The organism is Escherichia sp. HH41S, assembly GCF_009820115.1.
GTDB lineage: Bacteria > Pseudomonadota > Gammaproteobacteria > Enterobacterales > Enterobacteriaceae > Escherichia > Escherichia coli_F.
On record NZ_VNXE01000059.1, the window covers coordinates 1 to 12,169 of the forward strand.

11 protein-coding genes and 3 pseudogenes are annotated in these 12,169 nt (G+C 44.6%); 12 read left to right on the top strand and 2 right to left on the bottom strand.

Going from position 1 to position 12,169, the window contains the following annotated elements; translation table 11 throughout:
* A partial coding sequence (locus FQZ95_RS09545; RefSeq protein ID WP_097311509.1) for an IS3 family transposase occupies window positions 1-995 on the top strand: 995 nt, incomplete at its 5' end.
* A gap of 44 nt (window positions 996-1,039) precedes the next feature.
* Here the strand turns inward: FQZ95_RS09545 and FQZ95_RS09550 are convergent.
* Window positions 1,040-1,822, bottom strand: a pseudogene (locus FQZ95_RS09550) (shikimate transporter); the annotation flags it as partial.
* A gap of 164 nt (window positions 1,823-1,986) precedes the next feature.
* Here FQZ95_RS09550 and FQZ95_RS09555 point away from each other — a divergent pair.
* From FQZ95_RS09555 to FQZ95_RS09595, 9 genes and pseudogenes are all read left to right on the top strand, one after another.
* Window positions 1,987-2,486, top strand: a pseudogene (locus tag FQZ95_RS09555) (ATP-binding protein); the annotation flags it as partial.
* 616 nt (window positions 2,487-3,102) lie between these two features.
* Window positions 3,103-4,323 carry a hypothetical protein gene (locus FQZ95_RS09560; RefSeq protein ID WP_097311523.1) on the top strand — a complete coding sequence of 407 codons (1,221 nt, stop codon included), beginning with the start codon at window positions 3,103-3,105 and terminating at the stop codon, window positions 4,321-4,323.
* 259 nt (window positions 4,324-4,582) lie between these two features.
* Window positions 4,583-5,857 (top strand): hypothetical protein, encoded by a 1,275-nt coding sequence (locus FQZ95_RS09565; protein WP_097311522.1) that lies wholly within the window; start codon window positions 4,583-4,585, stop codon window positions 5,855-5,857.
* 511 nt (window positions 5,858-6,368) lie between these two features.
* On the top strand, window positions 6,369-7,685 hold the full coding sequence (locus FQZ95_RS09570; protein WP_097311521.1) for a DUF6602 domain-containing protein: 1,317 nt from the start codon (window positions 6,369-6,371) through the stop codon (window positions 7,683-7,685).
* A 556-nt stretch (window positions 7,686-8,241) separates the two neighbouring features.
* Window positions 8,242-8,391, top strand: a pseudogene (locus FQZ95_RS09575) (transposase); the annotation flags it as partial.
* Window positions 8,392-8,476: 85 nt separating this feature from the next.
* On the top strand, window positions 8,477-8,911 hold the full coding sequence (locus tag FQZ95_RS09580; protein ID WP_001309734.1) for a transposase: 435 nt from the start codon (window positions 8,477-8,479) through the stop codon (window positions 8,909-8,911).
* Window positions 8,908-9,258, top strand: a complete 351-nt coding sequence (tnpB, locus tag FQZ95_RS09585) for an IS66 family insertion sequence element accessory protein TnpB (protein WP_000624688.1) — start codon at window positions 8,908-8,910, stop codon at window positions 9,256-9,258. Before FQZ95_RS09580 ends, tnpB begins: the two co-directional genes overlap by 4 nt.
* A gap of 30 nt (window positions 9,259-9,288) precedes the next feature.
* Window positions 9,289-10,902 carry an IS66-like element ISEc43 family transposase gene (locus FQZ95_RS09590; protein WP_000080172.1) on the top strand — a complete coding sequence of 538 codons (1,614 nt, stop codon included), beginning with the start codon at window positions 9,289-9,291 and terminating at the stop codon, window positions 10,900-10,902.
* Window positions 10,903-11,314: 412 nt separating this feature from the next.
* Window positions 11,315-11,473, top strand: coding sequence for a type I toxin-antitoxin system Hok family toxin (locus FQZ95_RS09595; protein WP_097311533.1), 159 nt, complete (start codon window positions 11,315-11,317; stop codon window positions 11,471-11,473).
* 61 nt (window positions 11,474-11,534) lie between these two features.
* On the opposite strand, the gene FQZ95_RS09600 is transcribed toward FQZ95_RS09595, so the two are convergent.
* Entirely contained in the window at window positions 11,535-11,696 is a 162-nt protein-coding gene (locus FQZ95_RS09600; protein WP_157916982.1) for a hypothetical protein, read from the bottom strand.
* Window positions 11,697-11,745: 49 nt separating this feature from the next.
* On the opposite strand from FQZ95_RS09600, the gene FQZ95_RS09605 reads away from it, so the two are divergent.
* Both FQZ95_RS09605 and FQZ95_RS26105 read left to right on the top strand, forming a co-directional pair.
* Complete coding sequence (locus FQZ95_RS09605) at window positions 11,746-11,901, top strand: hypothetical protein (RefSeq protein ID WP_157916983.1); 156 nt, start codon at window positions 11,746-11,748, stop codon at window positions 11,899-11,901.
* A gap of 92 nt (window positions 11,902-11,993) precedes the next feature.
* Window positions 11,994-12,143, top strand: a complete 150-nt coding sequence (locus FQZ95_RS26105; protein WP_157916984.1) for a hypothetical protein — start codon at window positions 11,994-11,996, stop codon at window positions 12,141-12,143.
* The last annotated feature ends 26 nt before the right edge of the window (window positions 12,144-12,169 follow it).

Below are 12,169 nucleotides of genomic sequence, written 5' to 3' on the forward strand. Positions count from 1 at the left end.
CTCTTATCCACGAGGCCGTTATCAACGGCGCCCGGAAAAGTCAGGCTTGTAGGTGTATCGGTATTTCTATTCGGACACTTCAGCGCTGGACTAATGGCAACGTCATCACCACGGACCGAAGATCCGATACTGTAAACAGATCTCCCCGAAATAAGCTGTCAGAAGCGGAAAGATTGCGGATACTGGAGTTGTGCAACTCTCCAGAGTTTGCATCCTTACCTCCAAATGTGATCGTACCAACTCTGGCAGACAGGGGTATTTATATTGCTTCTGAATCAAGCTTTTATCGTGTACTGAAATCAGCCAACCAGTTGAAGAAACGCTCCCGTGAATGTCAGTATAAACGGCCTGATGTACTCAGGGCCGTTGCACCGAATCAAGTCTGGAGTTGGGACATCAGCTATTTGCCGTCCTGGGTCAGAGGTCAGCATTTTTACCTCTATATGATCGTCGATATTTACAGTCGCAAGATTATTGCTGCAGAGGTATTTGCCAGCGAATCTGGAAAACATGCAGCAGAACTACTCCAGCGGGCAGTATGGAATGAAAAATGTTCATCCAACAATCTGGTACTCCATTCTGATAATGGTGGTCCCATGCGCAGTTACACGTTGTTGGCGAAAATGTATGCGCTTGGTGTGCTAAGTTCTTATTCCCGGCCAAGAGTCAGCAATGATAATCCTTACTCAGAATCTTTGTTCCGGACTCTCAAATATTGTCCCTGGTGGCCTGAGAACGGTTTTCGCACTATTAATGATGCCAGAGTATGGGTAAATCGTTTTGTAAACTGGTACAACTTTGAACATAAGCACAGCGGGATCAAATACGTCACGCCAGCCGAGCGTCATCAAGGTAATGATATGAAAATACTGGCGGCCAGAAAAGCAGTATACCAGCTAGCACGCGAACAGCATCCTGAACGTTGGGGAAAGCATCTACGTAACTGGGACTACATATCAGAAGTCTACCTGAATCCAGAAAAAGAGGCTGCATAACGTAATTTTATTACAAAAGGCGACAACTACCTTGAAAAACGCCGTTACTCACCGATCTCCTTCACGGTAATACGCATCCCCTTTACCGGGCCAAGTCGTGACCCCGGCACAATATCTCCACTGCCAATTTTGATTTCTTTATCGCCTGCCGCCGCCCCCCTGATAGACTACGAGAATGAGGGAACCAACTGACGGATATTTGTAATAAGAGGACGGGCCATTGCCTGCTGTCCCCGACAGAAAGAACGCCAGCGAATCGCCGTCGTAAAACGATGGGGCTTACCGTTGCATTCCAGTTGTTTCCACTCCAGCGGTAAGTCAAGCGATGAATACTGTGTTCGCCTTCGTAATACTGGTTAAAACACAGCAGCGTTTTGAATTTGCGTCTGATTCATCGTTATCAAAGGGTGACCCCATCACATCAATGATGCCGTTAAATTTCGTGGTGCCCAACAACAGCGCGGAAGAATCCGCAATACTGACCGCATAACGCCCGGTGTGACCTCTTTCAGCCATTCAGCAAAATCGGCCTGTCCGTCAAACGCCAGGGCGTCGGTGCTGGTAAATGCCTGACCAAATCCATACATGCCGGACAGTGCCAGCCTGCCCGGTGTGCGGTCACGGATATCGCTCTGGGGTTCCATCGTTGCGGCAGCTTTTAATTCCAGCAACGCTCGCATCTTTTCATATGTTCCCAAGCCAAGCAGCGACTTCGCTCGTCCTGTCAGGTCCGTCAGCGTCAGATTCCCGTTTTCGTTGTAATAGAAAAGGGTATTTTTTCTCGGCGTAATCTGACTTACCGCCGTTAACACATCATTTAGCGGCTGGCAACTCTGGTGATAAGATTCGCGAGCAGTTCATTGGGTGGCGTAGGCTGCGCCCCCGCACTGGTCATAGTAATTGGTATTTCCGACATGGATTATTTACTCAATGAAAGCAACTTGCTCAGCCAGGCACATACCAGGAGCTGGGCTTCGAAGAACGCCTGTCATTGCTGGCAGCAGAAGAACTAACCTGCCGTGAAAACAGGAAGGCAGAGCGTCTGATCAAACATGCACAGTTCAGACTTAATGCTGAGTTATCAAAGCTGGATTATCGTAACAATAGAGGGTTGGACAGGGCCCTCATCCGTTCACTCAGTCAGGGAAACTGGTTAACCCTGAAACAAAATATTTTACTGACCGGGGCCACCGGCAGCGGTAAAACGTTCCTGGCATGTGCACTTGGTCATAATGCCTGCCAACAGGGATACAAGGTCTACTATTATCGCCTTAAAGCGCTGATGGAACAGTGCTATCAGGGGCATGCTGATGGAAGATACAGCAAACTTTTGACCAGGCTGAATATAGCGATCTGCTGCTTCTGGATGACTGGGGGCTGGAACCTCTCTCATCAGAACAGCGTAGCGACCTGCTGGAAATAGTGGATCTGATGTACCAACGAGGCTCAATCATCGTAGTGAGCCAGTTGCCGGTGGAAAACTGGTACAAAATGATCGGAGACTCCACACATGCGGATGCCATCCTAGATCGACTGGTTCATGGCAGTATTTACAGTATGTTACTACGTCCTAAAATCACAGAAATTCTCGACGAGGTAAACAGCTGGGCGACGTTTACCCGACATTTGTTGCCTTCTACTTAGTGTCACCAAGCGGTGTACATCTAACACGATAGTTCCTGCATCCGTGATAACTATAATCGGCCCCGAAAGACTATCACATCGAATAGTAAGTGATGCCTTTACTATGTACTAACTACTAATGTACCCAACAAATGCGTGACGTTGTCACACTTTTAGCATACGTGAACGCTCACTTTGCATACAATGGGATTTAATTACGGTTAAATCCCATTGTATGCCACTAACGCACCAACGCCAACTCAAAATAAATCACTTTAATATCAATAACATAATGTTGCGGGGTGAAATTTGCGCCAGTTTGCGGGGCGAGACTGTTGGTCACACAGGAGCAGCATGCTAATCTGATTAATCATTAGTAACTAGTAAAGCCTTTACTACAGGCGTGTCTGTGTGGATTTTTTTAAAACACAGGTGATAAACCTCATGAAAAGTTATCAGCCCAAAAGGTGAAAAAAGGATAAGAATGATGAGTGACAATGATAATTTGATGAACGGGAATGAACAAATAGCGTCGAATTTAAGTGAAAAGGCCAAAGGAGATACAACCCTAAGCCCCGATTTACTGAAAAATTCTCCATATTCTTCAATAGCTAGGGTTAAATATTTCACTGAGATTGAAAAGATCTGTTTTGATAAGGGGATCAGCACTGAAAACGTCGACCATTTTTTCAAAGCCCACTGGCTGCGCGATAAAATGGGGGGATCTTTTGCCCGTGCTCAGGAGATGCTGGCAACCTACAAGGAATACATCGATGAGGTGCCAGAAGAAGCACGTGCCATTGAAATCCCTGAACAGATCAAAGATGCATTCAATGATTTTACTGCATTTATCACCTGGTACTTCCGCTTGAGCTATACAGCTATCCAGAATGATAACGTGAAAAATGCGAAGGCAGAACTCACCCAACTACAACAGCAGTACGCAGAACTACTGGAAGAACTTTCACAGTCCAAAGATCAGGTTACAGTACTGAGTACTGAAAAGGTTAACCTGATCAAACAGTTGGATCATGAGCACGAACTATCAAGCGAATTGAAAGATTCACTTCAAGAAGCTAAAGAAACACTGTCGGAAAGTCAGAGTGAATTACAGCATGCCAATAACGAGATCCAACTTATACGGCAGACTGTGGAGACACTGAACCATCAATTAAGTGAGCGCAAACAGGAGCTGGCCTCCCAGCAGGAGTATCAGAAGCAACTAATTGATGAAAATAAATCCCAACAGGTAGAGTTGACCACTCTCATCAGCCAGAATGAACATTTAAAACAGAACGTGTCTGATCTTAATACCTACGTCAGCCAGCTTGAACAGGACCTGTCCTCAGCACAATCGCTTTCGTCCGAAATGCGCTCTTCTTTAGCCGAAAACGTCACGACCCTGACGGCCTTACGCTCAGAGCTCACAACAGCTAAAAGGGAAAATGATCAATTGCGTGCTGAAACACAACGCTTAACTGAAGAGCTCCTGCTTTCCCGACAGGTTCAGACAGATCAGACTGAAGAACTACAGCAGCTCAGGAACCAGGTGATATCAATAGAAGCGACACTCAACGCGGAAAAGAGCATTGCAGAGTCTTTACGGGAAACAATCGACCGTCTTACCGAAGCAATGACTGGAGCTGTTATTTCAAAGCCCAAATCCTCAGGAGCATCAAAACCGCGAAGCAGAAAGACAATATAAACTTTATTTTGCAGACCAATGGCACAGAATAAGACCTAATAGGACAGTCCGCTCTGTGCCAAGAGCGGACTGTGTTCACATAACTATGAGTATCTTAAAGAGAGAATCAGCCTGATTTATTATATCGTCTTATGAGATTTATTCATATTACAGGAATGATTATTTAAATTTAATCACTCAAGAAAATACATAACTACAATTGATTTTAATAAAAAAGTTAAGTATATTGTGAATCCTATAAGTTATGGAGGTATTTCTTGTGAAACATTATTTGGAGTTGTTGAGGTTAAAGAATAAATCCTTAATTGATGGCCACCAATCTTCTGTTACTGATTTTGATTTTTGTTCAGAGTGTGTATTATTGCAGGACAATGACTTCCTACAACTTACTGAATATATAAAAAGAAATCCCCGTGAAATTGAAGGTGATTTAATTGATCAAGTTAAATTCGAATGCAACAATAAAATCCAAAATATAAGACTTAAACTAGAAAATAGTGTTCTCACCAATGAGGAATATGTAAGCGCATATTTGTTTCATAAGCCTGAAATAGATCGTGCAAACGCTGACCTCCATATTAATAGCATTGAAAATTTCATTGATAATTATAAGGGGGAAGCATTTGATAGCTTCTACTCTATAGGAATGGCATCTATATTTTATAAATTAATCTATGCGAAGGCTCTTTCCTATGAAAACCTACAAGAAAACGCCATTTATTATAGAATTAGCAAGTTATTATTCAACAAGTATAATCGTGAGTATGAAAAAAATAATTTTGATTACAAATCCTTAATGGTATCTGATGAAGTAAAAGAGAAAATAAAAGACTTGTATGGAAAAAACTATTTATGCAGGTACGAGCTTTTTAAAGTTGACATTGATAATCAATATATTACTAAAGATGTTTTTCCTTATATCTCTGATAAAAATCATAATGGCACCTATCTTATTATCGACAGCAGGAATAAAAACCTTATAGATTTATTCAATGACCTAATTGCAAATAGCTACATTCAAGATATTTCATTTAAAATTGATTCAGTTACGAATCAACTTATCTCGCTTGAAGAAAGAATGTTTGGACAGAAGTTTTCGTTCAATTTAGACAGACTACCTGACTTATCTCGCTTCTATGATATTAATGCCCAAAATGATAATGTATGGGTTACGGTGGTGAAAGAAGAAAATAAGTTTTCTATAACCTTTGAGGAAACTCTAGAAGACACATTTTATGATAAAGAACTAAATGTTGTGACTAACTTAGTTCACGTAGAAGTAACAAAAAAAAATGGAATTGATGTGATTAATCATATTGATCATGAGTATATAGTTTATGACGTGGACACTTATTTTAAACGTTTAGATGATCCAACAGTCAAAGGAGAGCATAAAATAAAAACGTTTAAAATAGATAATGCAAAAATCCCTATAAATTATAAATACCAAAACACAAATGTACTTTTTCTTATGGTTTATGAAAGCATGAATAAAAAAGACTTAGTCAGAGAATACTTCGAGGATATCAGGTGATCTGACAAGCTAACGTTTTTTTAAATAACCTTGGTCGTTCTGATATGCAAATTACGTGATGAAATAACGCTTCATCACAAAAGCTATTAGATTATATATGAGCTAGTAAAAGGTGCATCATCTGTTGTTAAAGTATAGCAAAACGCATAATACATACTTTGGTTCTGATGAAAATGTATGAATTTCCGCTTTTCGCTCACAGCGAACCTTCAGCTCAGTTAGCTTGTCCGCTCCGTGCCAGAAGCGGACTTTAAGAACACTAAGGTAGGATTGTCTACCGGGGGGAGGGAGTCAATCCATAGCGCATTACGATTGACTCTGATAACTCGTATTACTTGATTCAAAAAATGAAGGAGGGCTATACCAAATCGTGGTAATGATTTTATAATTACGGGCATACATAAGAGGCGCTGAGTAGCATACTGGGAGTGCTATATCCTCAGCGCAAGAGCTGATTTAACTTATCACCTCAGATTAATATGAGGGATAGAAAATAACAAGGTAATATATTGTGCTAAAAAGATCCTCTGAGTTAATGCAAGCATTTATTGATTATGAAGTTAGTGTATTGGCTGATATGCCCATGCCTCATATGCCAACGCTGGGAGATGGATATGAGGCGATTACAAGAGATGTCTTACGGGAGGACTTTGCCTTACCTCCAGATTTAAATTTACAAGTCGTGTCTGGCTTTGTATCTATTGGTGGTAACATGCTAAATAATCAAGTGGACTGTATGCTTGTCAGTGGGGAGGGGAGAAGATACGGAAGAACAGACAATTACATTTATGATATAGAACAAGTTTTATGCATATTCGAAGTCAAGAAAACTCTTACGAAAGCAGCGTTATCAGATGCTGTAGATCACCTCTCGGTGATTCGTAAATCTTATTCCGAATACTTTGAATACAAACTAGAAAAAGATAAGTATGTTCCTGATATCGAAAGTGCTAGAACTCATTTCGCTCAGATAACTGGAAGGGATGGGCCAACACATTATTATGAGATAAATGAACTACCAGTCGAGGATGCGCTGTTATTTTATTCTCTCGTTCAAGAGTCCTTAGCTCCGATTAGTATTATTCATGGTTATAATGGATATAAAACGGAAGAAGGGTTACGGGCAGCTTTTATTAGTATTCTTGAAGATAAATTCACTAATGGTGATAAATCTTATGGTGTACCATCGATCCCCACACTTATCACATCAAATGAATATTGCCTGATTAAAACAAGTGGATTTCCTTTTGTTGTCTCGAACGTTGATTCAGAATGGGTGTCATTGGTATCAACAAGATTTAATTCTGCTGAGGTTATTTTAGATACGGTCTGGTCAAAAATATCAAACTATTTTCAGCGTGCTATGCCGTGGGATGATGGCGTTTATATGAATAATATTGCACCAATGCTAATCGCTAAAGTGGGGAAAAATTCCGAAACGGCAGGTTGGATATACGAAACAATTGAGCCTAGTGAAAGAGCGTTGTTGAGGGAAGATAATATCACTTGGGAACCAGAAAAGATTTGCGCAGTTCACATTTCCATGATTAATCTAATGGCTGCAAATGGAGAACTCCCTTTGTCTGAGGATAATATATCTTACTTTAAAAATAATTATTCCGTAGACTTATATGAAGAGATGTTATATTTATCAAAAACACGCTTATTTATGATAAGCGGAGATGCTTTAAAACCTATAAACAACATGACAATAGTTCTATCGCTCGAAGATGGTTCTGGCTATGTAGCATCAGAACGTGACAGACTTGACAAATGGTGTGAGAACAATAACGTGTCGGGAAGCATCATGAATATTATTAGATTTTGAGTTGAGGGAGCAGTTAGCTAAATGTTGTGATTCGAGACAGTTTAATATTGCCCAACAATTCATTCATGGATTCATCCTAATCAGATTGTTGGACTAACCATATTGAAAAAAACAAATAACGTATAGCGGACCTAACTGTCAACTGCACTGTCCGCTGTGTGCCAACAGCGGACATTATGGAAGGTCAGAGTTAAAGATTAAAATGGGATGCTGTGTGCAAAAAACGCATTTTTTGCGGTTTTCTCCAAGTTTTGCTCTATACCTTTCGGGATACTCCACCGACAGAATACGAAAATCAACATTATCAACGGCTCGGAAGTATCTATATTATCCGTGGCGATTCATGGGAAATCCCATCCAACGGCTTATGCTTCATGTTGCTTTTTGAGATCGCTTCTAGCATAGCTCCACTCAATAATGTTGTCGGGTCGTTGCTGATCGAAAAGGATTCGGGATTCAATACCATTACCTAAAAAGCTGGTATGTAGTGGCATAGTGAATTTGGCCACCTGAATAGAGGTGATATCATCACCTCATAGTCAAAACAGGTGACATTATGACCGGACGTAACAGACGCAATTTTAGCCCCGAGTTTCGCCTCGAGGCTGCCCAGCTAGTACTCGATCAGCATTACACCGTTGCCGCCGCTGCCACTGCGATGAATGTCGGCAAATCCACGATGGATAAATGGGTTCGACAACTGAAAGTAAGCGTAAAGCCAATGCCGTCTGTAACACCTGCTCCTTGCAGACTAAATTAGAGCTCCTTCTAAATTAGACGGAGTTCTATTGATGGATAAACCTACAGACTGGCGCTCCGGAACCCGCCGGATATTTTCTAATGAATTTAAACTTCATATGGTTGAACTGGCTTCGAAACCAAATGCCAATGTTGCACAACTGGCCCGGGAACATGGCGTTGATAACAACCTGATTTTTAAATGGCTACGCCTCTGGCAAAGAGAAGGACGTATTTCTCGTAGAATGCCTCCAACTATTGTAGGCCCTACAGTATCACAATCTTTTCCGGCCTCTCCGACTCTGGTTCCAGTGGAACTTATCGATACCCCGCGCTGTGCTACAGATGCTCCTGCTCCGGAGGCATTATCAGTTGCTTGTGCAGCTTCCTGCCATGTGGAATTCCATTACGGTAAAATGATGCTGGAAAATCCTTCACCAGAGCTGCTCACGGTGTTGATCCGTGAGCTGACCGGGAGGGGACGATGATTTCACTCCCATCAGGTACCCGTATCTGGCTCGTTGCCGGCGTTACTGATATGCGTAAATCCTTCAACGGTCTGGGGGAGCAGATACAGCATGTGCTGGATGATAACCCCTTCTCCGGTCACCTGTTTATCTTCCGTGGCCGACGGGGAGACACGATTAAAATCCTGTGGGCTGATGCTGATGGTCTGTGCCTGTTCACCAAACGCCTTGAGGAAGGTCAGTTTATCTGGCCTGCGGTGCGTGACGGTAAGATATCCATTACCCGCTCGCAACTGGCAATGCTCCTCGATAAGCTGGACTGGCGTCAGCCAAAAACATCCCGCCTTAACGCACTGACAATGTTGTAAAAAAATCCTGACCGCATTATAAAAACGGCCATGAGTCAGAAATACCTCATTCGCATTGCTGAGCTGGAAAGGCTGCTCTCTGAGCAGGCTGAAGCCCTCCGTCAGAAAGACCAGCAACTGAGTCTGGTTGAAGAGACGGAGGCCTTCCTGCGCTCTGCACTGGCACGTGCCGAAGAAAAGATCGAAGAAGATGAACGGGAAATAGAACATCTGCGGGCTCAGATAGAAAAACTGCGCCGGATGCTGTTCGGTACCCGTTCTGAAAAACTGCGTCGTGAAGTTGAACAGGCTGAGGCCCTGCTGAAACAACGCGAGCAGGAAAGCGATCGTTACAGTGGGCGTGAGGATGACCCGCTGGTTCCCCGCCAGTTGCGACAGTCGCGCCATCGTCGTCCGTTACCGGCACACCTTCCCCGTGAAATATACCGCCTGGAGCCTGAAGAAAGCTGTTGCCCGGAGTGTGGCGGTGAGCTGGATTATCTGGGGGAAGTCAGCGCAGAACAACTGGAACTGGTGAGCAGCGCCCTGAAAGTGATCCGCACAGAACGGGTAAAAAAAGCCTGTACAAAATGTGACTGCATCGTTGAAGCACCGGCACCATCCCGTCCGATAGAGCGTGGTATCGCGGGCCCGGGGTTACTTGCCCGCGTGTTAACGGGAAAATACTGCGAACACCTGCCACTGTATCGTCAGAGTGAAATCTTTGCCCGCCAGGGTGTCGAACTGAGCCGTGCCTTACTCTCCAACTGGGTTGATGCGTGCTGCCAGTTAATGACGCCGCTGAATGATGCCCTGTACAGTTATGTGATGAACACCCGCAAGGTTCACACTGATGACACACCAGTAAAAGTACTGGCACCGGGCAGGAAGAAGGCGAAAACAGGATATATCTGGACGTATGTCCGGGATGACCGAAATGCCGGTTCGCCAGAACCTCCGGCGGTCTGGTTCGCCTACTCACCGGACCATCAGGGTAAACATCCGGAGCAACACCTTCGTCCCTTCCGGGGTATCCTGCAGGCAGATGCGTTCGCAGGTTACGATCGGCTGTTCAGTGCCGAACGTGAAGGCGGCGCGTTGACGGAAGCAGGATGCTGGGCTCATGCGCGGCGCAAAATCCACGATGTATATATCAGTACCAAAAGCGCGACGGCGGAAGAAGCACTGAAACTAATCGGCGAACTGTACGCCATTGAGCACGAAATACGCGGGTTGCCGGTGTCTGAACGCCTGGCGGTCAGGCAAATGCAGAGTAAACCGCTACTGACTTCCCTGTATAAGCTGATGCAGGAGAAAGAACACACGTTATCGAAAAAATGCCGTCTGAGAGATGCGTTCCGGTATATCAGGAAGCACTGGGTTGCGTTGTGCAACTTCTGTGATGACGGTCTGGCGGAGGCGGACAATAACACAGCGGAAAGAGCGCTTCGTGCAGTCTGTCTCGGAAAGAAAAATTACGTGTTCTTCGGTAGCGATCACGGCGGCGAGCGTGGTGCACTGTTGTACGGGCTGATCGGCACCTGCCGTCTGAACGGTATCGATCCGGAAGCGTATCTGCGCCATATCCTGAGCGTACTGCCGGAATGGCCTTCCAACCGAGTTGACGAACTCCTGCCATGGAACGTAGTACTCACTAATAAATAAGCGTCAATACGGTGCTCCGTTGACGCTTACGATCGCGGGTAAGAAAACGGACTGATTGCAACCGGAAAGAAGCAGGGGAATGGACTGGTTGGCGGCGTTACGTTTAGAGATGCGAATCCGTCATTTTCTTCAGTCATTACGGCAGACGCCTGCTATTACAGCCTGCGACGCGGCAATACCTGAAATACCTACTTATTAATTATTTAGGAGCACGACCTGTTCGTTTGATGGGGGATGGGTGGTATAATAGCGTTGGTGCTGGAGGCTTTTGCCCCAGCCAGCAGATTCACAGTTTGGCTGTGGCAAAAAGCAGAAAGCCCCGAGTAATTTTTTCAAATTAACCCGAGGCCACTGTATGCTAGTCACATTCAATGTAGCCTCTTACCCGCTTAAATGCAAGGAGAAGAAGGCCATGAAACTGCCGAACCAACCCGTTGTTTTGTGCGTATTGATAGTTTGTCTTACGCTGTTGATATTCACCTGGCTTACGCGCAATTCGCTTTGCGAGCTGCGTCTGAAAGACGGTACACGGGAAGTCTCGGCTGTGATGGACTACGAATCCGGTAGGTAGCTGAAAGAGGGGGGGCAACCCCCCTCAATTCAGAATGTGAGCCAGCAAGCCAATAGCACCTTTAGAAAAGGGTTTCTCCGGTCGGGGAAACCCTTTTTCCTTTCCATCGTTGGCGGGTCTTTTCATCGGAATGAGGCTCATGGGCAATTGCCAGTTTCTGGGCATCTTCAGCCTCAAGCAGGGCTTTAATGGCTGTCGGTGGCATCCCTGCGTGTCGTTCCATTATGGTCATGTCTCCCTCTGCATCAGTAATGGGCATCAGCCGGCACTGTATGAGATGGTCCTGGGACGCAGTGCCAGGTGTGAGCTGCCCACCGCCGGAAGAAAAGTGGGGGATGCGCTCCTTCTCCCTGCCGTGGCCGCTGGTGCTATATACGTCCAATATAGGAGCGAAATTACCCGCTTATCGACCCGATGTGGCAGGCTAACAGGGTAGAATATTATTCCGGAATCACGAATATTCAGCTCCAGTCGGTGACCTGCTGACGCACCCGCTGCAAGCCATACCGAAGGTGTCGACATGAATAAAGAAGAACGTATGAACGAACGTACACAATCCCCGTGGGAGTCGTTTGCTCACGCTGAATTTATGGAGAAAGTCTTTAACAACCTGCGGGCGTTCTGTGACGCAGAGTACCGGCGGTTAACCACAGGTGAAAAAGAATCCTAACAGCCGCAACCGGAAAGAATATGCAT

Excerpts from the sequence above, each read along its gene's own strand:
- FQZ95_RS09580 (WP_001309734.1), top strand. The coding sequence starts at position 8,477 with ATGGATAAACCTACAGACTGGCGCTCCGGAACCCGCCGGATATTTTCT.
- FQZ95_RS09560 (WP_097311523.1), top strand. The coding sequence starts at position 3,103 with ATGATGAGTGACAATGATAATTTGATGAACGGGAATGAACAAATAGCG.
- FQZ95_RS09590 (WP_000080172.1), top strand. The coding sequence starts at position 9,289 with ATGAGTCAGAAATACCTCATTCGCATTGCTGAGCTGGAAAGGCTGCTC.
- tnpB (WP_000624688.1), top strand. The coding sequence starts at position 8,908 with ATGATTTCACTCCCATCAGGTACCCGTATCTGGCTCGTTGCCGGCGTT.
- FQZ95_RS26105 (WP_157916984.1), top strand. The coding sequence starts at position 11,994 with ATGAATAAAGAAGAACGTATGAACGAACGTACACAATCCCCGTGGGAG.
- FQZ95_RS09605 (WP_157916983.1), top strand. The coding sequence starts at position 11,746 with ATGAGATGGTCCTGGGACGCAGTGCCAGGTGTGAGCTGCCCACCGCCG.
- FQZ95_RS09600 (WP_157916982.1), bottom strand. The coding sequence starts at position 11,696 with ATGGAACGACACGCAGGGATGCCACCGACAGCCATTAAAGCCCTGCTT.
- FQZ95_RS09595 (WP_097311533.1), top strand. The coding sequence starts at position 11,315 with ATGAAACTGCCGAACCAACCCGTTGTTTTGTGCGTATTGATAGTTTGT.